The sequence below is a fragment of the Micromonospora sp. URMC 103 genome, assembly GCF_051386435.1.
GTDB lineage: Bacteria > Actinomycetota > Actinomycetes > Mycobacteriales > Micromonosporaceae > Micromonospora.
This window is the reverse complement of sequence record NZ_JBPQTR010000005.1, coordinates 1242462-1264817: the sequence shown is the minus strand read 5'-3', so window position 1 is coordinate 1264817 and position 22356 is coordinate 1242462. Positions and strand designations below refer to the sequence as shown.

Annotated in this window: 21 protein-coding genes and 1 riboswitch; of the genes, 11 read left to right on the top strand and 10 right to left on the bottom strand. The window is 73.3% G+C overall.

What is annotated here, in order from left to right; genetic code table 11:
• Positions 1–8: 8 nt before the first annotated feature.
• Together ACSNOA_RS18955 and ACSNOA_RS18950 are read right to left on the bottom strand one after the other, a co-directional pair.
• The gene (locus tag ACSNOA_RS18955) at positions 9–953 is read right to left on the bottom strand and encodes a sialidase family protein (protein WP_436660080.1); all 945 of its coding nucleotides are present in this window, start codon (positions 951–953) and stop codon (positions 9–11) included.
• Between the two features lie 143 nt (positions 954–1096).
• Complete coding sequence (locus tag ACSNOA_RS18950) at positions 1097–1504, bottom strand: MmcQ/YjbR family DNA-binding protein (protein WP_436660078.1); 408 nt, start codon at positions 1502–1504, stop codon at positions 1097–1099.
• A gap of 142 nt (positions 1505–1646) precedes the next feature.
• Here ACSNOA_RS18950 and ACSNOA_RS18945 point away from each other — a divergent pair, with 142 nt between their 5' ends.
• Both ACSNOA_RS18945 and ACSNOA_RS18940 read left to right on the top strand, forming a co-directional pair.
• Entirely contained in the window at positions 1647–2750 is a 1104-nt protein-coding gene (locus ACSNOA_RS18945; protein WP_436660077.1) for an alpha-hydroxy acid oxidase, read from the top strand.
• 67 nt (positions 2751–2817) lie between these two features.
• Positions 2818–3078, top strand: a complete 261-nt coding sequence (locus ACSNOA_RS18940) for a hypothetical protein (RefSeq protein WP_436660075.1) — start codon at positions 2818–2820, stop codon at positions 3076–3078.
• A 103-nt stretch (positions 3079–3181) separates the two neighbouring features.
• Here the strand turns inward: ACSNOA_RS18940 and ACSNOA_RS18935 are convergent, their stop codons facing one another.
• Positions 3182–4621: a glycine hydroxymethyltransferase gene (locus ACSNOA_RS18935; protein ID WP_436660074.1), complete on the bottom strand. Its 1440-nt coding sequence runs from the start codon at positions 4619–4621 to the stop codon at positions 3182–3184.
• An 18-nt stretch (positions 4622–4639) separates the two neighbouring features.
• Positions 4640–4730: riboswitch (ZMP/ZTP riboswitch) on the bottom strand.
• 134 nt (positions 4731–4864) lie between these two features.
• Here ACSNOA_RS18935 and ACSNOA_RS18930 point away from each other — a divergent pair.
• Positions 4865–5671 carry an SDR family NAD(P)-dependent oxidoreductase gene (locus tag ACSNOA_RS18930; protein ID WP_436660073.1) on the top strand — a complete coding sequence of 269 codons (807 nt, stop codon included), beginning with the start codon at positions 4865–4867 and terminating at the stop codon, positions 5669–5671.
• Positions 5672–5735: 64 nt separating this feature from the next.
• On the opposite strand, the gene ACSNOA_RS18925 is transcribed toward ACSNOA_RS18930, so the two are convergent.
• From ACSNOA_RS18925 to ACSNOA_RS18910, 4 genes are all read right to left on the bottom strand, one after another.
• Positions 5736–6236: a hemerythrin domain-containing protein gene (locus ACSNOA_RS18925; RefSeq protein ID WP_436660071.1), complete on the bottom strand. Its 501-nt coding sequence runs from the start codon at positions 6234–6236 to the stop codon at positions 5736–5738.
• A 118-nt stretch (positions 6237–6354) separates the two neighbouring features.
• Complete coding sequence (locus ACSNOA_RS18920) at positions 6355–7830, bottom strand: S8 family peptidase (protein WP_436660070.1); 1476 nt, start codon at positions 7828–7830, stop codon at positions 6355–6357.
• 142 nt (positions 7831–7972) lie between these two features.
• Positions 7973–8842 (bottom strand): NAD(P)H-hydrate dehydratase, encoded by an 870-nt coding sequence (locus ACSNOA_RS18915; protein WP_436660068.1) that lies wholly within the window; start codon positions 8840–8842, stop codon positions 7973–7975.
• On the bottom strand, positions 8826–9557 hold the full coding sequence (locus ACSNOA_RS18910) for a histidine phosphatase family protein (protein WP_436660066.1): 732 nt from the start codon (positions 9555–9557) through the stop codon (positions 8826–8828). Before ACSNOA_RS18910 ends, ACSNOA_RS18915 begins: the two co-directional genes overlap by 17 nt.
• Positions 9558–9711: 154 nt before the next feature.
• Between ACSNOA_RS18910 and ACSNOA_RS18905 the strand changes: the two genes are divergently transcribed.
• A complete protein-coding gene (locus tag ACSNOA_RS18905; protein WP_436662371.1) occupies positions 9712–9942 on the top strand; it encodes a hypothetical protein in 231 nt (76 codons plus the stop codon).
• Between the two features lie 81 nt (positions 9943–10023).
• On the opposite strand, the gene ACSNOA_RS18900 is transcribed toward ACSNOA_RS18905, so the two are convergent.
• The gene (locus ACSNOA_RS18900) at positions 10024–11481 is read right to left on the bottom strand and encodes a glycosyltransferase family 39 protein (protein ID WP_436660065.1); all 1458 of its coding nucleotides are present in this window, start codon (positions 11479–11481) and stop codon (positions 10024–10026) included.
• Between the two features lie 293 nt (positions 11482–11774).
• Between ACSNOA_RS18900 and ACSNOA_RS18895 the strand changes: the two genes are divergently transcribed.
• Genes ACSNOA_RS18895 through ACSNOA_RS18880 form a run of 4 tightly spaced genes read left to right on the top strand, consistent with a single transcriptional unit; the run spans position 11775 to position 16003 of the window.
• A complete protein-coding gene (locus tag ACSNOA_RS18895; RefSeq protein WP_436660063.1) occupies positions 11775–12674 on the top strand; it encodes a glycosyltransferase family 2 protein in 900 nt (299 codons plus the stop codon).
• Complete coding sequence (locus tag ACSNOA_RS18890) at positions 12671–13666, top strand: NAD-dependent epimerase/dehydratase family protein (RefSeq protein WP_436660061.1); 996 nt, start codon at positions 12671–12673, stop codon at positions 13664–13666. Before ACSNOA_RS18895 ends, ACSNOA_RS18890 begins: the two co-directional genes overlap by 4 nt.
• Before the next feature lie 23 nt (positions 13667–13689).
• Positions 13690–14994: an acyltransferase family protein gene (locus ACSNOA_RS18885; protein WP_436660059.1), complete on the top strand. Its 1305-nt coding sequence runs from the start codon at positions 13690–13692 to the stop codon at positions 14992–14994.
• Between the two features lie 37 nt (positions 14995–15031).
• Positions 15032–16003 (top strand): DNA polymerase domain-containing protein, encoded by a 972-nt coding sequence (locus ACSNOA_RS18880; protein ID WP_436660058.1) that lies wholly within the window; start codon positions 15032–15034, stop codon positions 16001–16003.
• A 4-nt stretch (positions 16004–16007) separates the two neighbouring features.
• Here ACSNOA_RS18880 and ACSNOA_RS18875 read toward each other — a convergent pair whose 3' ends face one another.
• The gene (locus ACSNOA_RS18875; RefSeq protein ID WP_436660057.1) at positions 16008–16514 is read right to left on the bottom strand and encodes an Lrp/AsnC family transcriptional regulator; all 507 of its coding nucleotides are present in this window, start codon (positions 16512–16514) and stop codon (positions 16008–16010) included.
• A gap of 72 nt (positions 16515–16586) precedes the next feature.
• Between ACSNOA_RS18875 and pdhA the strand changes: the two genes are divergently transcribed.
• The 3 genes from pdhA to ACSNOA_RS18860 are packed head-to-tail and all read left to right on the top strand — an operon-like array spanning position 16587 to position 20145.
• Entirely contained in the window at positions 16587–17780 is a 1194-nt protein-coding gene (pdhA, locus tag ACSNOA_RS18870) for a pyruvate dehydrogenase (acetyl-transferring) E1 component subunit alpha (RefSeq protein ID WP_436662370.1), read from the top strand.
• Positions 17777–18799 (top strand): alpha-ketoacid dehydrogenase subunit beta, encoded by a 1023-nt coding sequence (locus tag ACSNOA_RS18865; protein WP_436662369.1) that lies wholly within the window; start codon positions 17777–17779, stop codon positions 18797–18799. The genes pdhA and ACSNOA_RS18865 overlap by 4 nt, the downstream gene beginning before the upstream one ends.
• Positions 18796–20145 carry a dihydrolipoamide acetyltransferase family protein gene (locus ACSNOA_RS18860; RefSeq protein WP_436660055.1) on the top strand — a complete coding sequence of 450 codons (1350 nt, stop codon included), beginning with the start codon at positions 18796–18798 and terminating at the stop codon, positions 20143–20145. The genes ACSNOA_RS18865 and ACSNOA_RS18860 overlap by 4 nt, the downstream gene beginning before the upstream one ends.
• Positions 20146–20238: 93 nt before the next feature.
• On the opposite strand, the gene ACSNOA_RS18855 is transcribed toward ACSNOA_RS18860, so the two are convergent.
• Positions 20239–22344, bottom strand: a complete 2106-nt coding sequence (locus ACSNOA_RS18855) for a PQQ-dependent sugar dehydrogenase (protein WP_436660053.1) — start codon at positions 22342–22344, stop codon at positions 20239–20241.
• Between the last annotated feature and the right edge of the window lie 12 nt (positions 22345–22356).

Sequence of the window (22356 nt, the reverse complement as noted above, 5' to 3'; positions counted from 1 at the left end):
CCCGGGCGTCAGCCGGCTTCGAGCGCCACCTCGGCCACGTAGACGCAGGTGCGTCCCTCGTGGGACGAGTAGTAGCTGACGTGCAGCACGCCGTCGTGCCAGACCAGACCGGGGTAGCTGGTGTCGCCGCCGGAGGGGAGGGCGACCAGCTCGGTCAGCTCGGCTCGCTCGGCGTCGACCGCGCAGATCGCGGTGCGGACGCGGCCGTCCAGCAGGCGTACGCCGGCCAACAGTCGGCCGTCCGGCAGCCGCAGCAGGGCCGGCCCGCCCACCCGGACGCCGAGGTCCGTCCACTCCCAGTCCCGGTACGGCGGCCGGGCCCGGCCGAGCTGCGCGGTGGCCGGTTCCCCGTCGCGGCGCAGCAGGCAGACCGCCGTGCCGTCGGGCTCGAAGACCAGGCCCGACTCGTTGGGGTAGCCGCCCGTGAACAGCGTCGGCACCAGGGGCCGGAGGTCGACGCCGTCGGCGCTGGCGTAGAGCCGGGCGAACCACGGCTCCCGGGTGGCGTAGCCGACGCCGTACAGGTGACCGTCGTGCCAGGCGGCCCGCCACATCCAGACGTCCGGCTCGCCGACCGGGGTCGGGTCGCCCCAGGTGCGACCGTCCGGCGAGAGCCAGGCGACGGTCTGGAAGGTCTTCGTGACCTCGCCGGTCACGGCGGCCGCGTACAGGTGCAGCCGCCCGTCCGGACGGGACACGAAGCGGGGGTCGCGCAGGTCGACGCCGTCACGCCGCAGCAGCGCCACGGGCGTCCAGCCGCGGCCGTCGGTCGAGGTGAGCACCCGGATCGCGCCGTCGCCCGAGACGTGCGAGCTGCCCTCGCGGAACGCGCAGAGCCAGCGGTCGCCGTGGCGCACCAGATCCGTGAAGGCGCTGTGCGGCGCGGTGTCGCCGATGCGGCGTACCGCCGTGACCGTGGCGTCCGTGGTGCGGCCGATCGGTGGCGGGGTCATGCGCGGCGGCCTCCTGGCGTCCGGTCCGACCGGACGAGACTAGGGCGCGCGGCCGACGCCCGGGCGGCCCGGCGGCGAACGGCCGGCGAACAGTTCCCGCGCCACGAGCGCGTAGCCGGCGATGATCGTCGTCCGAGCCGCGGCTATCCGGCCGGTGGGGGATCGGCCTGCGCCCGGTACGCGGCGGCCAGCCGTTTCGGCGCGCGGGCGTACCACGCCTCGACCATCAGCTCGGTCAGCTCCGCCAGCCCGATCCGGTCCAGCCGGACCAGGACGGCCGGGTAGCCGTCGAAGTGCGGGATGGTGAAGTAGACGGCGGGGTCGTCGGCGAGCAGCGCCTCCCGGGCGCCCAGGTCCGGCACCCGGGCGCCGAGGACCGGCCCGTCGGGCGCGTCGTCGCCGAGCGCCGCCAGGTCGGCCCGGCGCAGCGGCCGTTCCCAGACGAACGCCTTGTCCCGCACCCGCCAGGCCGGCAGGCCGTCGTACGACGGGTGTTCGGCCGTCTCGGGCAGGGTGGCGGCGATCCTGCGAACGTCCTCCCAGGTGGCCATCGTCCCAGCCTAGGGTGTCCGGCGTCGGCGGCGCGTCGTCCAGGCGTCCCGCACCTCGCCGAGAGTGCGCCGCGGCGCGATTGACGGCCCGGTCGGGCGACGGCTAGTTTCCGGCATCCGATCGAGCCCGGGGGAGTGAGCGATGGCCGAGCCGACCGACCTGCCGAGCGACGGGCCGCCGGCCTGCCTGGCCGCCTTCGGGGAGCTGGCCCGGGCCGTGCTGCCGCCGGACGTGTGGGACTACGTCGATGGGGGCAGCGGCGACGAGGTCACGCTCGCCGCGAACCGGGCCGCCCTCGACCGGGTGGCGGTCGTGCCCCGGGCGCTGCGGGCCGTGGAGTCGCCGGACCTCGCGACGCGGCTGCTCGGCCACCGGTACGCGATGCCGGTGGGTGTGGCCCCGATGGCGTACCAGCGGCTCGTGCACCCCGACGGCGAGCGGGGGATGGCGTCGGCGGCGGCCGCCGCGGGGGTGCCCTACGTCGCGAGCACCCTCGGCAGCACCCCGCTGGAGGAGGTCGCCGCGACCGGCGCGGAGGTCTGGTTCCAGCTCTACTGGCTGCGCGAGAGGGCGCTGGTGCGGGACCTGCTGGCCCGGGTGCGCGACGCCGGGTGCCGGGTGCTCGTGGTGACCGTCGACGTACCCGTGCTGGGCCGGCGCCTGCGGGACCTGCGCAACGCCTTCCGGCTACCGGCCGAGGTGGGGGCCGTGAACCTGCCGCACGGCCGTGACGACCTGGCGCACGCGGGCACACCCGGGGTCTCCACGGTCGCCCCGGACGCGCCCTTCGCGCCGGCGCTGGGCTGGGACGACCTGGCCTGGCTACGCGACCAGACCGACCTGCCGCTGGTGGTCAAGGGGGTGCTCGACCCGCGGGACGCGCGGGAGGCCGTCCGGGTCGGGGCGGCCGGCGTCGTGGTCTCCAACCACGGCGGGCGGCAGCTCGACGGGGCGCCGGCCAGCGTCACGATGCTGCCCGAGGTGGTCGACGCGGTCGGCGACCGGTGCGCGGTGCTGCTGGACAGCGGGATCCGCAGCGGCGCCGACGTGCTGCGGGCGCTGGCGCTCGGCGCCGCCGGGGTGCTGGTCGGCCGGCCCCTGCTCTGGGCCCTCGCGGCGGGCGGTGGCGCGGGCGTCGAGGCGGCCCTGGCCCTGCTCGCCGCCGAGCTGCGCGACGCGCTGGCCCTCGCCGGTTGCCCCGACCCGGCGGCGGCCCGCGAACTGCGGACCGTGCCGATTCGTTGACACACCGTGTTCACACGGTGGCAAAGTGCGACCACCACCGCGCGGCCGTCCTGCGTGGACGGTCATAATGGGCCCCATGGTTGCCTGGGAGTACGCGTTGCTGGTCCGCCGTTACCAGGGGCAGGGCCGCAATTTCCACGTGTCGTTCGTCTGGTACGGCCCGGACGGGTCGCGCAAGGACATCACGCCCTACGGCGACACCGCGATCGCGCACCTCAACCGGGTCGGCCGTGAGGGTTGGGAGCTGGTGTCCGCGGCCGAGGACGTCAACAACGTGCAGGGCAGCACCGAGGTGCACCGCTACCACCTGAAGCGACCGATCGCCTGACCCGCCCCTGTTTCCGTCGATCATGCAGTCGTGGTGGGGGACGTACTCCCCGAACCGGGGTGATCCGGGCACCACAACTGCATGATCGGCCGGCGAGGGTGGGTCAGGTCAGGTCGACGTTCGGGTACAGGGGGAAGCCGGTCAGGAGTTCGCTGGCCTGGCGGCTGACCTTGTCGGCGACGGCCGGGTCGAGCGCGTACTTGGCCTTCGAGGCGGTGCCGTCGGGGTTGGCGCCCGCCGTCGTCCGGCTCAGCACGGTGTGGATCAGCTCGGCGATCGTGTCCATCTCCCCGGTGCCGAGACCGCGGGTGGTCAGCGCGGGCGTGCCGATCCGGATGCCCGACGTGTACCAGGCGCCGTTGGGGTCCTGCGGGACCGAGTTGCGGTTGGTCACGATGCCCGAGTCGAGCAGCGCCTGCTCGGCCTGCCGGCCGGTCAGCCCGTACGACGTGACGTCGATGATCGCCAGGTGGTTGTCGGTGCCGCCGGTCACCAGGCGGGCGCCGCGGCGGACCAGCCCCTCGGCGAGCGCCTGAGCGTTGGCCACGATCCGCTGGGCGTAGTCCGCGAAGTCGGGCCGGCGGGCCTCGGCGAGCGCGACCGCCTTGGCCGCCATGACGTGCGGCAGCGGGCCGCCCAGCACCATGGGGCAGCCCCGGTCGACCTGCTCGGCCAGCTCCGGCTGGCACAGCACCATGCCGCCGCGCGGCCCACGGAGCGACTTGTGGGTGGTCGTGGTGACGATGTGCGCGTGCGGCACCGGGTCGAAGTCGCCGGTGAAGACCTTGCCGGCGACCAGCCCGGCGAAGTGCGCCATGTCGACCATGAAGGTGGCGCCCACGGAGTCGGCGATCTCCCGCAGGATCCGGAAGTTGACCTTCCGCGGGTACGCCGAGTAGCCGCCCACCAGGATCAGCGGCTTGAACTCGCGGGCGATCTCCGCCACCTTGTCGTAGTCGATGAGGCCGGTCACCGGGTCGGTGCCGTAGCTGCGCTGGTCGAACATCTTGCCCGAGATGTTCGGGCGGAAGCCGTGGGTGAGGTGCCCGCCGGCGTCCAGCGACATGCCGAGCATCCGCTGGTTGCCCAGCTCCCGGCGCAGCGCGAACCAGTCCGCCTCGGTGAGGTCGTTGACCTGGCGGGCCTGCGCCCTGCGCAGCGCCGGCGCCTCCACCCGGTCGGCCAGCACCGCCCAGAACGCCACGAGGTTCGCGTCGATGCCCGAGTGCGGCTGCACGTACGCGTGCGCGGCGCCGAACAGCTCCCGCGCGTGCTCGGCGGCGAGCGCCTCCACGGTGTCGACGTTCTGGCAACCGGCGTAGAAGCGGCGGCCCACGGTGCCCTCGGCGTACTTGTCGCTGAACCAGTTGCCCATGGCCAGCAGGGTGGCCGGGGAGGCGTAGTTCTCGCTGGCGATCAACTTCAGCGACTCGCGCTGGTCGGCCAGCTCGGCGGCGATGGCGCCGGCCACCCGGGGCTCGACGGCGCGGATCACCTCGAGCGCGCTGCGGAAGGCGGTGGATTCGGCGTTCGGCGACGACATGCGACCTCCTACTGACGTACGGAAGGCCCAGGCGCTCGGCATGCGTCCTCGTGACGGGGCCGCTCCCCGATGGTTCTCCATCCCCAACGCGCCAGTAACGGCCCGGGCAGATCCTACCCAACGGCGTGCCGGTGACCTCGACCGCGGCCGGTGTGGTTGGCCGGGCCGTGACGGGGCACACCGGTACGGGCGGGCCGTGACACCGGTGCGGGTCCGGCCGCACGCGACGAGAGGAGCAGGACCATGACCACACCGACCGGCGAGCGACCGCTCGCCGTGGTGACCGGCGCGTCCAGCGGCATCGGGTACGAGCTGGCCGCGCAGTTCGCCGAACACGGCTTCGACCTGGTGGTCGCGGCCGAGGACGACGGCATCGAGACGGCCGCCGCGAAGCTGCGCCGCGACGGCGGGCCGCAGGTGCGGCCGGTCCGCGTCGACCTGGCCCGCGCCGACGGGGTGGAGGAGCTGGCGGCGGCGGTCGCCGCCACGGGGCGCCCGGTCGACGCGCTGGCGCTCAACGCCGGGCGGGGCGCCGGCGGCGCCTTCGTCGGCGGCACCGACCTGGCCGACGAGCTGAACATCGTCGACCTCAACGTGCGGTCGACCGTGCACCTGGCCAAGCGCATCCTGCCGGGCATGGTGCGGCGGGGCGCCGGGCGGGTGCTGTTCACCTCGTCGATCGCCTCGACCATGCCGGGCCCGTTCCAGGCCGTCTACAACGGGTCGAAGTCCTTCGTCCAGTCGTTCGCCGAGGCGCTGCGCACCGAGCTGAAGGACACCGGGGTGACGGTGACCTCGTTGATGCCCGGGCCGACCGACACCGAGTTCTTCGCGCGCGCCGACATGGAGGACACCAAGATCGGCGCGGGGCACAAGGACGACCCCCGCACGGTGGCGGAGCAGGGCTTCGCGGCCATGATGCGCGGCGACCAGACGGTGTCGGCCGGGTCGCTGCGGAACAAGGTGCAGACCGCGGTCGGCAAGATCGTGCCGGACAAGCTGAAGTCGGAGCAGCACAGCCGGATGGCCGAGCCCGGCTCGGCGAGCTGACCTCCGCGCACGGCGACGGGCCCGGCGTGCGCCGGGCCCGTCGCGTTGCCGGTGTGCCGCCCGCTCAGGCCGTCACGGCGTCGAGGGACTTCTTGACCGCCTTGGGGTCGGTCGGCTTGCGCGGCGCGTCCGCCCGCAGGTCGATCATCCGCTGGCCGATCTCCTGGAGCTGCTTGCGGCCGAGCGCGTCACGCACCTTGGGGAACCACTCCTGCTCCTCCTCCTCGACGTGGTGCAGCACGTTCTCGATGAGCACCGTCGTCTTGGCGTTGAAGTGCTCGTCCTCGGCGTCCATGGCGAACAGCTCGGCGCAGAGCACGTCGGCCACGTGGTGCTCCTCGTACGACTCGAGGATGTCGTCCTCCAGGTCCGGCAGGAGCTTGCGGACCTCCGGGTACATCACCTCGTTCTCGAGATAGGTGTGGACGGTGAGCGCCTCCAGGATCTGACCCACCAGTTTCTGCCGCTCGGCGGCCGGGCCCTCCTGGGCGTCCTGGAACGCCTTGAAGAGACGGCGCATCTCCTTGTGGTCCTCTTTGAGCACGACGATCGCATCGGTGGACACCGGCTGACCTCCTCGGTTGTGGTCGGGGTGATCGTCCGGTACCCCGGCGATGATCTGCGGAAACACGGTGCGGCCCGGCGCCTGCGCGCCGGGCCGCACGGTCATCCGTCCGGGGTGGTCAGCGCACCACGTTGTACGCGTTCACCATGCCCGCGCCGTAGAACCCGTTGCGGGCCCCGCCGGTGCAGGTGGCGTCGTACGCGCTGCCGAGCGCCGGCACCGGGTTGTAGACCCCGGTCGGGCAGGGCTTGGCCACCGCCGTGTTCTCGAGGAACGCGGCGAGCTGGCCCGGGTTCATGCCGGGGTGGGCGGAGACCGCCAGGGCGGCGACGCCGGTCGCGTGCGGACCGGACATCGAGGTGCCCTGCTTGTAACCCCACCCGTTGGTCCGGGTGACGGTGTTGAAGGTGGTGGACAGGATCTGGTCGGTGGTCGTCGACCGGGCACCCTGGGTGCGGAACCGGCTGTCACCACCGGGAGCGGTGACGTCCACGACGCCCTGACCGTACGAGGAGTAGTAGCTCTTCTCCCCGGTCGGGCCGACCGCCGAGACGGTCAGGACACCCGGCGCCTCGGCCGGCAGGTCGAGGCAGGCGCTGTTGATCTCGCGGGTCTCCGGGGTGCCGTTGTTCGGGCTCCCCGTGTCGACCGTCTTGTGCTGCAGGTCGACGTTCGAGTTGCCGGCGGAGGCGATGTTGAGCACGCCCTTGTTCGCCGAGTAGCGGATGGCCCGCTGGACGGCCTGCCACACCGGGCGCTGGCGCGCGTCGTTGCGGCAGTTGAACTCCCACGGGTCGATGTAGTAGCTGTTGTTGGTCACCTGCATGCCGTGGTCGGCGGCCCAGACGAAGCCGCAGACCGCGGCCTCGGGGTAGATGAAGCCGTCGTCGTTGACGACCTTGACGGCGGCCACCTTGACGCCGGGGGCGATGCCGGTGACGCCGACGCCGTTGACGGCGGCGGCGATCGTGCCGGCCACGTGCGTGCCGTGGTCCGAGGTGGTCGGGTTCCAGGCCGCCTCGGTGGTGTCGACGACGCCGCCGACGCAGGACGTGCTCTTGTCCCTGGCGATCTGGCTGGCCAGGTCGGGGTGGGTGCTGGAGATGCCGCTGTCCAGCACGCCCACCACCACGTCGGGGCTGCCGGCGTTGACGGCGTGGGCCTGCGGGACGTCGATCATCGGCATGTCCCACTGCTGGCCGTAGAGCGGTTCGGCGGTCGGGTCGGCGGTGACGTTCGCGACGGCCGGCGCGGAGACCTCCACGGTCTCGCCCTCGTCCAGGGCGCTGCCGAGGCCGGCGGTGGACGCGACCGACTCGACCCCGGCGCCGGCCACCGCGGTGGCGAAGTCGGGGTTGGTCGAGCGGACGACGAGCACGCCGATCTGGTCGTAGCGGGCCACCACCGTGCCCCGCGCGGCGGTCACCCGGGCCGCCGCCTTGTCCGCCTTCGCGCCCTGCGGGGCGAGGACGAGGAACGTGGACTCGGCGCCGGCGGCCGAGGCCGCCGGCGCCGACCCTCCGGCCACGGCGAGACCGATGCCCAGCGTCAGCGCGGACGCCGCGGCGAGTGTCTTGCGACGAATTTCCTTCACACGGACTCCCAGGGGCGGTTCCCCGCCGGGCGGCGCACACGCGGTGCGGCCCGGCGGAAGGCGGACGGGCTGCCGCCTCCGCCCGTACAGCGCGCAAGGTGAATGTGGCGTTACACACATCCGTCGTGCGGGCGAAGCCCTGTCAGACGGTGGCGAGGGTGTGCGGGATCTCGTCCAGCAGCTCACGGGCCAGGAAGCCGATGCGCCCGTACTGCGGAACGAGCCGCTGGCCGCTCACCGCGTGGGCGTACGCCGCCCAGCAGGCGGCCTGCGCCGGCCCGGCGCCGCGGGACAGCAGGCCGGCGAGGAGCCCCGACCGCACGTCGCCGCTGCCCGAGGTGCCCAAGCCGGCGTCGCCGCTCTCCTCCCGCCAGCCGCGCCCGTCCGGGGTGGCGATGTGCCCGTGGAGGGACACCACGGCGTCGTACCGGCCGGCCAGCTCGGCCGCGTCGGCGTCCAGGTCGTCGCCGGGGTCCCGACCCAGCAGGTGCCCGGCCTCGGTGAGGTTGGGGGTGAGCACCACCGGCCGCCCGGAGCCGACCAGCAGGTCCGGTTCGTGGCTGAGGGCGCCGAGGGCGTACGCGTCGAGCACCAGCGCGGTCTCCTGCCGCGCCGCGTCGAGCACGAGGTGCAGCAGCCGCCGGGTCTCGTCGATCTCCTTGAGGCCCGGGCCGACGGCCACGACGTCCGCGTCCGCGACCAGGTCGGCGAGCTGGTCACCGGGTGCGCCGTCGACCGCCCCGCTGCCCGTCTCCGGCAGCCCCACCACCAGCGCCTCGGGCACCTGGATGCTGAGCGCGGCGGCGGTGGACTCGGCGGCCGCCAGTTGCAGCACCCCGGCGCCGGCCCGCAGCGCGGCCACCCCGGCCAGCAGCACCGCTCCGGGGGTGAAGCGGGACCCGCCGACCACGAGCACGGTGCCGCGGTTCTCCTTTCCGCCGCTCGGGACGGGCAGCGCCCAGTCGCGCAACAGCGCCGGGGTGATCACCTGCGGGTCAGACCGGTTTGGCATGGACCTCGTCCTCTCTGGTGCGCCGCGTGGCCTGCCGGTGCAGGTGGCCGACGTCGTTGAAGCAGTCGAGCGCCAGCCGTCCCGAGGCGTCGGCCGACCAGCCGGTGACCGCGCAGTTCATGATCAGCTGTTGGCGGGTCAGCGCCATGAGTTGCGCCTCGGTCAACCCCTCGACGAGGTAGCGGAGCACGAAGACGAGCGCGTCGTGGCCGACGAGCAACACCCGCTGGCCCTCGTGGTCCCGGCGCAGGTCGCCGAGGAGCGTACGCAGGCGCAGCGCGACGTCGGCCCAGCTCTCGCCGCCCGGCGGGCGGTAGTAGAACTTGCCGAGCCGGGTGCGCCGCTCCGCCTCCTCCGGATAGCGGGCGCGTACGCCGTGCGGGGTCAACCCGTCGAGGATCCCCAGCTCCCGGTCCCGCAGCCGCTCGTCCCGGCTCAGCGGGATCCCGGTGCCGTCCAGGGCCAGCTCGGCGGTGCGGACCGCGCGCAGGTACGGCGACGCCACGGCGACGTCCGGCCGTCGGTGCGCCGGCAGCCCGGCGATCCAGCGTCCGGTGGCCCGGGCCTGCTTCTCGCCGGTGGGGGAGAGCGGCACGTCGGCGTCCCGGTGGGTCAGATCGATCAGCTCGGCCCCGGACGACTCCGCCCGCGCGGCGGCCACGTTCGCCGTGCTCTCGCCGTGTCGGATGATCTGAAGTGACGCCAGTTCCGCCATGCGGCAACCCCTACCCGACGACCGGCCCGGGTAACCGCGCCGCAGCGCCGGTCGCGTCCGTCGCGCGGCGTACGGGCGCGGGCGTGAAGCCGGTGAGGCCGGGTAAGCGCCGGGTCCACGAGAGCCGACAGGGGAGGTGCGCGCCGTGGCGACCATGACGAAGGAACAGAAGAGCCCGGTGAAGGACAAGAACTACGACCTGATCCGGACGTTGCAGATGTCGCTGGAGCACGTCTACCGCATGGAGACGTACATCCAGGACGCCGAGCAGCGCGGCGACAGCGAGCTCGTCAACTGGTTCCGCATGATCCAGGAGAACAACCGCAAGGCGGGCGACCAGGGCAAGCAGATGCTCATGGCCCGCATGCAGCAGGAACAGCGCTGACCGGGGTGTCGATGGGCCGGGTGGACCCCAGGGGGCACCCGGCCGCCGCCGTGGGTTGCCCGGCGGACGAGGCCCCGGCGCTCAGGGGCGCCGTTGCAGCAGGGCGACCGTCATCCTGCGCGGGTGCTCGACGCGGACCACGTCGTACCGCTCGGTCAGCGCGGCCGACTGCTTGCGCGGCAGGCCGGTCAACGGCGCGTCGGTGACCTCGGCCAGCACGACCCAGATCCGCGGCTCGTCCCGCAGACAGCGCGCCGGCTCCGGGCAGTCCGCGCCGAACAGCTCCCCGCGGTCCGCCGCCGACTGCGCCTCGAAGACGTTGCGGAGCGTGACGTCCTTCGGCAGGTAGTAGCGCACCCCCGGGCCGTGCATCCACCACCAGGGACCGCCGGCCACCATGCCGTCGCCGGGCTGGTAGTCCGCCGCGACGAGTCGGGCCGCCTCCGAGTAGGCGAGCGGCTGGAACGCCCGGGCCTGCGGGTAGGTGTACCAGCTGTGCGAGAACTCGGCCCGTAGCGCCTGCTGGCCGGGGACGGCCAGGGCCGCGACCAGCACCAGTGCCGCCGCCACCAGCGGGACGCGCCGGAGCGCGCCGATGCCGGCGCCGGCGAGCACCGCCCAGGCGGGCAGGAGGAAGAGCAGGTACTTGGAGAAGAAGTAGTTGATGTCGCCGGTCGAGGCGACGAGGATCACCGGCACGGGCAGCGCGGCGACCACCGCGGCGGTGACGGCCCGGGGCACGACGCCGGCACGGCCCCGGAGGTTCGCGAGCAGACCCAGCCCGGCCAGCGCGGTCACCGCGGCGGCGACCTGCGGCGAGCCGAAGGTCTGCTCCCACACCGTCCAGGGCGGGCTGTCCGGGATCCAGCTGATCTGCCGCCCGGCCTGCCGCATCCCGCGCAGGACCACCGGCAGGGCGAGAGCGACCCCGGCGGCCGCGGCCAGCGCGAACCGGACCAGCAGCCACCGGCTGCGCTGCCGCCACCAGTGGATCAGGACGGCCGCCCCGTGGCCGAGCAGCAGGGTGAGCGACACGACGTTGAGCACGCCGAGAGCCGCCACCGCCAGCGTGTACACGGCCCAACGCCCCAGACGGGGCCGTTCCAGCGCCCGGAGCAGGAGGAGGGTGGCCAGCGCCGCCCCGAGCACGACGAGCGCGTACGAGCGGGCCTCCTGACCGAACCGGGTGACGGTGGGTACCAGGGCGAAGAGGAAGCCGGCCGCGACGCCGGCCGTCCGACCGAAGAGCCGCTGGCCGGCCAGCGCGACGCACGCGGTGGCCGCCGTCATGGCCAGCGCGGAGGGCAGCCGCACCGCGGCCGGCCCCGCGCCGACGAGCGTCGTCCAGGCGTGCATGAAGAGGTAGTACGCACCGTGCACGGCGTCGACCTTCTCCAGCAGCCGCAGGATCTGGCCGGTGCTGCGGGTGGCCACGTCCACCGTCACCAGCTCGTCGTGCCACATCTCCGGTCGGCCGACGTGCCAGGTGACGACGAGCGCGGCGAAGACGGTGGGCGCGAACCACGCGGTGCCCGCCACCCGGCGAACCCGTTCCCGGAACCCACCGGGCTGTGGTTCGACGGCCTCCGGCTGCCTGCCGCCGGGGCGGGGGGTGTCCGTGGCGACGGCGCTGTCTGGCATCGGCGTCCGATCGATGCGTGCGGTCTTGGCGCCGGAATGATAGCCCCCGGATTGCCGCGGCGCCCCGGCGGGACCGCGCTTCCCGTCGCGACCCGGGCACCCATGATCGCCGACGCCCGTACGGCGGCGCGGCCTGATAATGTGGCCGGCGCCTTGGCCACCCGACACGCATAGTTAGGCCCTCATTGGTCATGATCTTCGACATCATGCTGCCCTACTACGGGAGCGTGGCGCTCATGCAGGCGGCCGTACGGAGCGTGATGGCCCAGACGGACCCGGGCTGGCGGCTCACGGTGGTCGACGACGGCCGGGAGCCGGGGGTGCCCGAGTGGTTCGCCGCCATCACCGACGAGCGTGTGCGCTACCAGCGCAACGAGCGCAACCTCGGGGTCACGGGCAACTACCGCAAGTGCGTGGGCCTGGCCGAGCACGAGTACCTGGTCATGATGGGCACCGACGACATCATGCACCCGAACTACCTGGCCACCGTCCGGTCGGTGATCGAGGAGTACCCCGGCGTCTGCATGATCCAGCCCGGCGTGGAGGTCATCGACGCCGACGGCGTCGTGGTCAACACCATGGTCGACGAGGCGAAGCGCCGCTTGTACGCCCCCAAGGTCGACAAGCGCCGGCTCATGGGCGGCGAGGACCTGGCGGCCAGCCTGCTGCGCGGCTGCTGGTTCTACTTCCCGTCGATCTGCTGGCGCACCGACGCGCTGAAGGCGGTGGACTTCCGCGACGAGTACCAGGTCATCCAGGATCTCGCTCTCGTCATCGACCTGATCCAGCGGGGCGAGCAGATGGCCGTCGACACCACGGTCTGCTTCCAGTACCGCCGGCACGCGGTCAGCAAGTCCGCCGCGGACGCGGTCAACGGCTCGCGCTTCACCGAGGCGCGGGCCTACTTCCTGGAGGCGGCCGCGCAGATGGAGGCGCAGAACTGGCCGCGGGCCGCGCGCGCCGCCCGCCGGTACACCTCTTCCCGGCTGCACGCCATCACTCTGCTGCCGGCGGCGCTCCGGTCCGGGCAGATGTCCGGCATCGCGAGCCTGTCGCGGCACGCGTTCGGCCCGGCCAGCGGCAGCCGATGATCGAGCAGGGGGACGACATGGTCATCAAGCAGCGGAGTCAGGACGAGGACGGCGACCGCCGGCTGCGGGTGATGGTGCTGGGCGGCACCGGATTCCTCGGCCAGCCGGTCTGCCGGCGTCTGGCCGACCACGGCCACGACGTGGTGGCCGTGGCCCGGCACGCCCGGCACCTGGGCAGCGGCGTCGCGGTCCGGGCGCTGGATCTCGCCGAGGCCCAGGTCGACGACGTCGCCGCGCTGCTCGCCGAGGTCGACCCGGACGTGGTGGTGAACGCCGCCGGCGGCATGTGGGGCCTCACCGAGGAGCAGATGGTGGCCGTCAACGTCACCCTGGTCGAGCGGCTGGTCGCCGCTGCCGGCCGGCTGCCGCGTCGGATCCGGCTCGTGCAGCTCGGCAGTGTGCACGAGTACGGCCTGGTCCCGATCGGCGCCTCGATGCCGGAGACGATGACCCCCGCGCCGGTCATGCCCTACGGCGAGTTCAAGGTGCGGTGCGCCGAGGTGATCGCCGAGGCGCACCGGCAGGGCGCGCTCGAGGGTGTCACGCTGCGGATCGGCAACGTCATCGGCGCCGGCCAGCCCCGGCACAGCCTGCTCGGCGTCGTCGCCGGGAAACTCCGGGAGGCCCAGCTGGCCGGTGGACGGGCGCGGCTCGAGCTCGCGCCCCTCGGCTCGCAGCGCGACTTCGTGGGCCTCGGCGAGGTGGTGGCGGCGATCGTGCTGGCCGTGACCCGGCCCGGCGTGGGCGGCCATGTGATCAACATCGGTCGTGGAGTGGCCGCCAGCGCCCGTGATATGGTGCAGCTTCTCATCGATGCCAGCGAGGTCCCGACCGACCTGGTCGAGGCCGAGCGGACCGGTCCGGCCGAGACGACCTGGCAACGACTGGACATCGCACTCGCCGCCGAGCTCCTCGGCTGGTCGCCGAGCGACGATCTGTACGCGGAGATGAAGCAGTTGTGGGAGCACTCCGTCGCTCGGGTGCCCGCCTGATGGGTCGAGAGGTACCTGGCCGCATGACGACTACCGCCGCCTTCGTCCGGTCCCGCGGCACGCTCGCCGAGCTGCTCTCGGGGCGCAGCAACGGCATCGGCCTGATCCGGCTCTGTCTGGCCCTGGGTGTGGTCATGTCGCACTCCAAGCCGCTCGGCTTCGGCGCGAACGACCTCGGTTACCACCTCTTCGACCGGCAGACCAACGTGGGCACGATGGCGGTCTACGGCTTCTTCGTCCTCTCCGGGCTGCTGATCACCCGCAGCGCCCGCCGGACCGGACTGATCCGCTACGCCTGGCACCGCTGTCTGCGGATCCTTCCGGGCCTCTGGGTCTGCCTCCTGATCACCGCGCTGGTGGTCGCGCCCCTGGTGGCGCTCCGGGAGTGGGGCAGCATCGACGGATACTTCAGCGACCCGTGGGCCCCGGGCGGCCCGTTCGCCTACCTCCAGGCGAACTGGTGGACAGGCGTGCGCCAGTACGGCATCGAGGGCCTGTTCGCCAAGACCACGCCGTGGGGACGGGAGGGCAACGGCAGCGTCTTCAACGGGGCGCTCTGGTCGCTGAAGTACGAGATGTTCTGCTACGTGGTGGTCGGCGTGCTGGCGGCCACGGCGGTGCTGCGTCAGGCCCGGCGCTTCCTGCTGTTCCTGACCGTCGCCCTGTACCTGAGCATCTTCTCGGACTGGTGGAGCTCCGGCCAGTTCAGTGGCCCGGCGTCGACGGCCGCCTGGACGTTCGACGCGCCCCTGCTGGGCGTCATGAGCTTCCACTGGATCGTCTACCTCGGCTTCCTGTTCGCCTTCGGCGCCACCCTCGACCTCTACCGGGAGCGCGTGCCGATCAACGACGCGCTGGGCGTCGGCTCCGCCGTGGCGCTCGGGCTGTCGCTGCTCTTCGGCGGCTTCTTCGTGATCGGCCTGCCCGCCTTCGCGTACCTGCTGATCTGGCTGTCGGTGCGGATGCCGCGCCGGCTGCACTGGGTCGGCCGCAAGAACGACTACTCGTACGGCATCTACATCTACGGCTTCGTGTTCCAGCAGGTGATGGCGAGCCTGGGCTGGAGCCGGTGGGGCTACGTGCCGTTCGTGCTGATGTCGATCGCGGCGGCCTGGACGGCGGCGTTCCTGTCCTGGAAGCTGGTCGAGCGGCCCGCCCTGCGGCTCAAGGACTGGACGCCGGGCTTCGTCGCCCGCCGGTCGCGGCAGGCGCTGCCGGTCGAGCAGCAGAGCGCTGCCGCCGAGGAACCGACCGTACCGGCGCCGCGCGTGGACGCACCGACGGAGGAGATCCCGCAGCAGACCGGCACGCTGGTCCCGGGCCGGTAGCCCGCGGGAACGGGCGGGACGCCGTACCCTCGGGGACGTGGCGGGCGCGGCCGAGGAGATCCGGGTCGGGGAGCGGGTGGTCCGCGTCTCCAGCCCCGACAAGCCGTACTTCCCGGAGCGCGGGCTGACCAAGCTCGACGTCGTCCGCTACTTCCTGGCCGTCGGCGACGGCATCCTGCGCGCGCTGCGCGACCGGCCGACCATGCTGGAGCGCTGGCCGCGCGGCGTGTTCGAGGGGGCGAAGATCGCCACCCGGCAGGACAACCGCGGTGACGCCTTCTACCAGAAGCGGCTGCCGGCCGGCGCGCCCGAGTGGGTGCGGACCGCGCACATCACCTTCCCGAGCGGGCGTACCGCCGACGAGGTCGCGCCCAGCGAGCTGGCCGTGGTGATCTGGGCGGTCAACCTCGGGACGCTGCGCTTCCACCCGTGGCCGGTCTCGGCCTCCGACGTGGAGCGTCCGGACCAGCTCCGCATCGACCTCGACCCGATGCCGGGCGTCGACTTCGCCCAGGTGGTCCCCGTCGCCCACGAGGTGCGGGCGTTCCTCGACGAGCTGGGTCTCACCGGCTACCCGAAGACGACCGGCGGGCGCGGCCTGCACATCTACCTGTCGATCGAGCCGCGGTGGAGCTTCGGCGACTGCCGGCGGGCCGTGCTCGCCCTCGGCCGGGAGATGCAGCGCCGCCTGCCGGACCTGGTGACCACCACCTGGTGGCGCGAGCAGCGTGACCGGCCGGTCTTCGTGGACTACAACCAGATGTCGCGTGACCACACGATGGCCTCGGCGTACTCGATCCGGCCCACGCCCCGGGCCCTGGTCTCCGCGCCGCTGGACTGGGCCGACCTCGACGACGCGCGACCGGAGGACTTCGACGTGGTCTCCCTGCCGGCCCGGTTCGCCGAGCGCGGTGACCCGCACGCCGGCCTGGACGAGCGGCGGTTCTCACTGGACCCGCTGCTGGAGCTGGCCGACCGGGAGGGGCTGGAGGCGCCGCCCGAGCGGTGAGCCGTCACGCCCAGCCGCTGCGTGCCCCGTCGAACTCCTCGAAGACCAGCCAGGTGCGGGTCGACAGCACGCCGGGGATGCTCTGGATCCGATTCAGCACCACGTCGCGCAGCGCCGCGTTGTCCGGCGCGCGGACGAGCGCCAGCACGTCGTGGTCGCCGCCGAGCAGCGCCGCGTGCTCGATGTAGCGCACCTGGGCGAGCTGCGCGGACACCTCCCGCCAGGTGTTCTGCTCGATGGTCAACGCCACGTACGCCGACGTGCCGAGCCCGGCCGCCTCGGGCGCCACCTGGGCGCGGAAGCCGGTGATCACACCGTCGCGCAGCAGCCGGTCCACCCGCGCGTACGCGTTGGTGCGCGAGATGTGGATTCGCTCGGCGAGGGTGCGCAGTGAGGTGCGCCCGTCCCGGACCAGCTCGTCGAGGATCCGTCGGTCGACCTCGTCGAGCGGCCGGGACGATCGTCCTCCCGCGGCGGCCGGCGGCACCTCCGGCCCGGTCTCCTGGCTCACCGGCAGCCCTCCTGTGTGGCAAACGTCCCACGTTCGTGGTGGTTCTTGAGCAGATGATCCGACAGCAGGAGCATAGGGCCACCACACGTCCAGGAGGTCCCCGCCGTGACGACCACACCCCAGGCGGTCCGCAGGGCATCCCCGCGCAGCCGTCGGTCGGCCACCGCCGCCGATCCGGCACGCCCGCTGATGCCGGCCGCCGAGCCGGTGCGCCTGCTCGACCCGAGCGGCACGCCGCTGCCGGCCCACCCCGACTACCCCGAGCCACCCGCCGACGTCCTGCGCGAGCTGTACCGCCGCATGGTCGTCGGTCGCCGCTTCGACGCCCAGTCCACCGCGCTCACCAAGCAGGGCCGGCTCGCCGTCTACCCGTCCTCGCGCGGCCAGGAGGCCTGTCAGGTGGGGGCCGTGCTCGCCGTACGGGACACCGACTGGGTCTTCCCCACCTACCGGGAGTCGATGGCGCTCGTCGCCCGCGGGCTCGACCCGGTCGAGGTGCTGACCCTGCTGCGCGGCGACTGGCACTGCGGGTACGACCCGGCCGCCCGGCGCACCGCGCCGCAGTGCACGCCGCTCGCCACCCAGTGCGTGCACGCCGCCGGCCTGGCCTACGGCGAGTCGCACCAGGGGCGCGACACGGTCGCCCTGGCGTTCATCGGTGACGGCGCCACCAGCGAGGGCGACTTCCACGAGGGGATCAACTTCGCGGCCGTCTTCAAGGCGCCGGTGGTCTACTTCGTGCAGAACAACCGGTACGCCATCAGCGTCCCGCTGTCCCGGCAGACCGCCGCGCCGAGCCTCGCGTACAAGGGGGTCGGCTACGGCGTGCCCAGCGAGCAGGTCGACGGCAACGACCCCGTCGCCGTGCTGGCCGTGCTCACCCGCGCGGTGGCGCACGCCCGGGCCGGCAACGGGCCGTTCCTCGTCGAGGCGCACACCTACCGGATGGAGCCGCACACCAACGCCGACGACGCCACCCGCTACCGCGACGGCGCCGAGGTCGAAGCGTGGCGGGACCGGGACCCGATCAGCCGGCTGGAGACGTACCTGCGCGCCCGGGGCGAGCTGGACGACGACGCGGTCGCCGCGGTGGCCGCCGAGGCCGAGGCGTACGCGGCCGAGCTGCGCGAGCGGATGAACGCCCAGCCCACCGTCGACCCGCTCAGCCTCTTCGACCACGTGTACGCCGAGCCGACGCCGCAGCTCGTCGAGCAGCGCGAGCTGGTCCGCGCCGAGCTGGCCGCCGAGCAGGAGGGGGACGCCTGATGGCCACCACCATGGCGAAGGCGCTCAACGCCGCGCTCGCCGACGCGATGGCCGACGACGACCGGGTGGTCGTCTTCGGCGAGGACGTCGGGCAGCTCGGTGGTGTCTTCCGGATCACCGACGGCCTCCAGGCCCGGTTCGGCGACAAGCGCTGTTTCGACACCCCCCTCGCCGAGGCGGGCATCGTGGGCTTCGCGGTCGGCCTGGCCATGTCCGGGCTGCGGCCGGTGGTCGAGATGCAGTTCGACGCGTTCGCGTACCCGGCGTTCGAGCAGATCGCCTCGCACGTGGCCAAGCTGCGCAACCGCACCCGCGGGGCACTCAGCGTGCCCATCGTGATCCGGGTGCCGTTCGCCGGTGGCATCGGCGGGGTCGAGCACCACTGCGACTCCAGCGAGGCGTACTACGCGCACACCCCGGGCCTCAAGGTGGTCACGCCGGCCACGGTCGCCGACGCGTACTCGCTGCTGCGCGAGGCCATCGCCGACCCCGACCCGGTGGTCTTTATGGAGCCGAAGAAGCTTTACTTCTCCAGCGCCGAGGCGGACCTGCCGGCCCGCACCGAGCCGTTCGGCCGGGCGGTCGTGCGCCGGCCCGGCCGGGACGCCACCCTCGTGGCGTACGGGCCCGCCGTGCCCGTCGCGTTGGAGGCCGCCGAGGCCGCCCGCGCCGAGGGCTGGGACCTCGAGGTCGTCGACGTCCGCACCATCGTGCCGTTCGACGACGAGACGGTGACCGCGTCCGTCCGCCGCACCGGCCGCTGCGTGGTCATCCAGGAGGCGCAGGGCTTCGCCGGAGTGGGCGCCGAGATCGCCGCCCGGGTGCAGGAGCGCTGTTTCCACGCCCTGCACGCCCCCGTGCTGCGGGTGTCCGGGCTGGACATCCCGTACCCGGCGCCGATGCTGGAGCACACCCACCTGCCCGGGGTGGACCGGGTGCTCGACACGGTGGCCCGCCTCCAGTGGGACGACCAGCCCGACGCGCGTTTCCTCCCCGCGGCCCAGGGCAGCGCGGCATGACCGAGCGCGTGTTCCTGCTGCCCGACCTGGGGGAGGGGCTCACCGAGGCGGAGATCGTCGAGTGGCGGGTCGCCGTCGGCGACACGGTGACCGTGGACCAGAGCGTCGTCGAGGTGGAGACGGCCAAGGCCGTCGTCGACGTGCCCTGCCCGTACGCGGGAACGGTCGTCGCGCTGCACGGCGCGCCCGGCGAGGTCCGCCCCGTCGGCCAGCCGCTCATCACGATCGCGGCGGCCGACGCCGCCGCCGGGCCGCGGCCGGGCGGCGCGCCGGAGCCCGCCGGCCACGCGACCTACCGGGAGGAGGAGCGCGCCGGCTCGGGCAACGTCCTCATCGGGTACGGGACCGGGCACGGCGCGGGCCGTCGCCGTCGCCGGCCCCGGCTGGTGGTGACCCCCGAGCCGGTCGGTGCGCCGGCGGCCGCCGTCGCCACGGTGCCGGCAGGCGCGGCGCCGGCGGCGCCCGCCGCCACGGCGCCCCTGGTGATCTCGCCGATCGTCCGGCGGCTGGCCCGCGAGCACGGGCTCGACCTCGCCGCCCTCGCGGGCACCGGCCCCGGTGGCGTGGTCCGCCGGGCGGACGTGGAGGCCGCCGTCGCCGCCGCCACCCCGGCGCGGTTGACGGCCGTGCCGGACGGCTCCACCGCCGACGCCGACGACGTCGTCATTCCGTTGACGGGGGTCCGCAAGGCGATCGCCGACAAGCTCTCCCGCAGCCGGCGGGAGATCCCCGAGGTGACGATCTGGGTCGACGTCGACGCCACCGCCCTGCTGGAGACCCGCGCCGCGATCAACGCGGCCCGGCCCGGTCAGCCGGTGAGCATCCTGGCGCTGCTCGCCCGGATCTGCCTGTCCGGGCTGCGCCGCTACCCGCAGCTCAACGCCCGCGTCGACACCGAGGGGCAGCGGATCGTCCAGTCCGCAGGGGTGCACCTGGGTATCGCCGCGCAGACCGACCGGGGCCTGCTCGTGCCGGTGGTACGCGACGCGCAGCGGCTCACCACCGCCGAACTCGCCGCGGTGCTCGCCGAGACCACCACGGAGGCCCGGGCCGGAACCCTGCCGCCGGCCCGGCTCACGGGCGGCACCTTCACGCTGAACAACTACGGGGTGTTCGGTGTGGACGGCTCCACGCCGATCATCAACCACCCGGAGGCCGCGCTGCTCGGGGTGGGGCGGATCGTGGACAAGCCGTGGGTGGTCGACGGCCAGCTCGCCGTCCGCAAGGTGACCCAGCTCAGCCTCACCTTCGACCACCGCGTCTGCGACGGTGGGGTCGCCGGTGGGTTCCTGCGGCACGTCGCCGACTGCGTGGAGCAGCCCGCGCTGCTGATCGCCGCGGTCTGAACCGACACGAACGGGCTCCCGGCGCGCGCCGGGAGCCCGTTCGTGTCCGCCGGTCGGTGGCGGCCCGGTGTCCCGGGCCGCCACCGTGGCGGGTCAGCCGTCGCTGCCGCCCGTCGGCGTGAGCACGACCTCAGCGCTGCCGGTCTGCGGCGGTACGCCCGGCTCCGTCGGCGCGTCGGTGTACTCCGCCACGAAGACCGCCCGGAGGTTGTCGGCGCCGCTGTGCCCGCCGTCCAGGAACGTGGTGATGGTGCCGCTGCAGCCCGACGCCGTGGAGAGCGGGTGTCCGTGCTCGTCGTGGCCGAGGATGTAGGTCACCCGCACCCGCGAGCAGTCCACCGGCCGGTCGTCGGTCACCCGTACCTCGAACGCGACGGTCTGGCCGAACTGGAAGGGCTGCCCGGCCACCGGGCTCACGAACTCGACGACCGGCGCCCGCGGGCCGATCAGCAGCGGCAGCGTGGCCGCGGCCGACCGTCCGGTGCTGTCGGTCACCTTCACCGTGGGCTGGTAGAGGCCGTTCTGCTGGTAGGTCCACGTCGGGTTCGGGTCGGTCGAGTCGACCGATCCGTCGGCGTTGAAGTCCCACGCGTAGCGCAGCCGGTCACCGTCCGGGTCCACGGTGCCCGCGCTGGAGAACCGCACCGTCAACGGCGCCTGCCCGGCCGTGGGGTCGGCGCTGATCTGCGGGATCGGCGTGCGGTTGCCCCGGACGAAGTCGATCCGGGACAGCTGCGCGTCCGGGTTCTCCGCGAAGTACCCGTCGCCGTACTCCAGTACGTAGAGCGCGCCGTCCGGGCCGAACTCCATGTCCATCGGGTTGTCGACCACGAGTGACGGCACCACCGACCGGATGTCGCGCACCTCGCCGCGGTCGTCGAGGCGGAACTCCTTGATGTAGTCGCGGGTCCACTCGTAGAACAGCGGCACGCCGTCGTAGTAGGCGGGCCACCGGGTCCGCGAGGTGCTCTGCCCGTTGTAGTCGTACGCCGGCCCGCCCATCGGGCCGATGCCGCCGGTGCCGAGCTGGGGGAACTCGCCGGACGCGGCGGACGGGTACCACACCTGCGGCGCCTCGACGGGCGGCAGGCGGCGCTTCCCGGTGTTGTGCGGCGAGTCGTTGACCGGCTGCTGGCAGTTGAAGTAGCGACCGGGCGTGCCGGTCGCGAAGTCGTAGTCGCGGTACGGCATGGTCGGGGTGACGCAGTACGGCCACCCGTAGTTGGCCGGCTTGTCGATGAGCATCCAACGGCCGTGACCCGCCGGCCCCCGGTCCGGGTTCGACGACCCGGCGTCGGGGGAGTAGTCGGCCAGGTAGACGTCGTCGGTGCGGCGGTCGACGGCGAACCGGAACGGGTTGCGCAGCCCCATCGCGTAGATCTCCGGGCGCGTCTGCGGCGTGCCCGGCTTGAACAGGTTGCCCTGCGGGATCGAGTAGCCACCCCGCGGCTTGACCTTGATCCGCAGCAGCTTGCCCCGGAGGTCGTTCGTGTTGGCCGAGGTGCGCTGCGCGTCGAACGCCGGGTTGCGGTCGGCGCGCTCGTCGATCGGCACGTAGCCGTCGGAGAAGAACGGGTTGGTGTCGTCCCCGGTGGAGAGATAGAGGTTGCCCTGGCTGTCGAAGTCGATCTGCCCGCCGACGTGGCAGCAGATGCCCCGGTCGACGGGGACGTCGATGATGTGCTGCTCGGTGCGCAGGTCGAGCTTCATCCCGTCGAGCTTGAACCGGCTCAGCCGCAGCGCGCCGCGGAAGCGCTGCCAGTCGGCCTCGGTGCCGACGAACGGCGCGTCACCCTCGTTGACGTCGGGCGTCGTCGGGTCGTCGGCCGGCGTGTCCATGGGCGGCGAGTAGTAGAGGTAGACCCACTTGTTGTTGGCGAAGTCGGGGTCGATGGCCACCCCCTGCAGGCCCTCCTCGTCGTGTTCGTAGACGGGGACGTCGGCGGCGAGGGTGTTCAGGCCGGTACGCGGGTCGTGGATGCGGACCTCGCCGGTGCGCGAGGTGTGCAGGACGCGCAGGTCGGGCAGGACGGCGAGGCTCATCGGCTCGCCGGGGAAGTCGTTGAGCGTCACCTTCTGGAAGCTGGAGTCCGGTGGCGCGGCGGCCGGTGCGGGCGCCGCGGCCGACGGGGCGGCCGGCGCGGCGAGCCCGGCCGTGACCAGCGCCAGGGCGGACAGGATCGCGGTTCTCTTCTTCACGGTGGTCCCCCG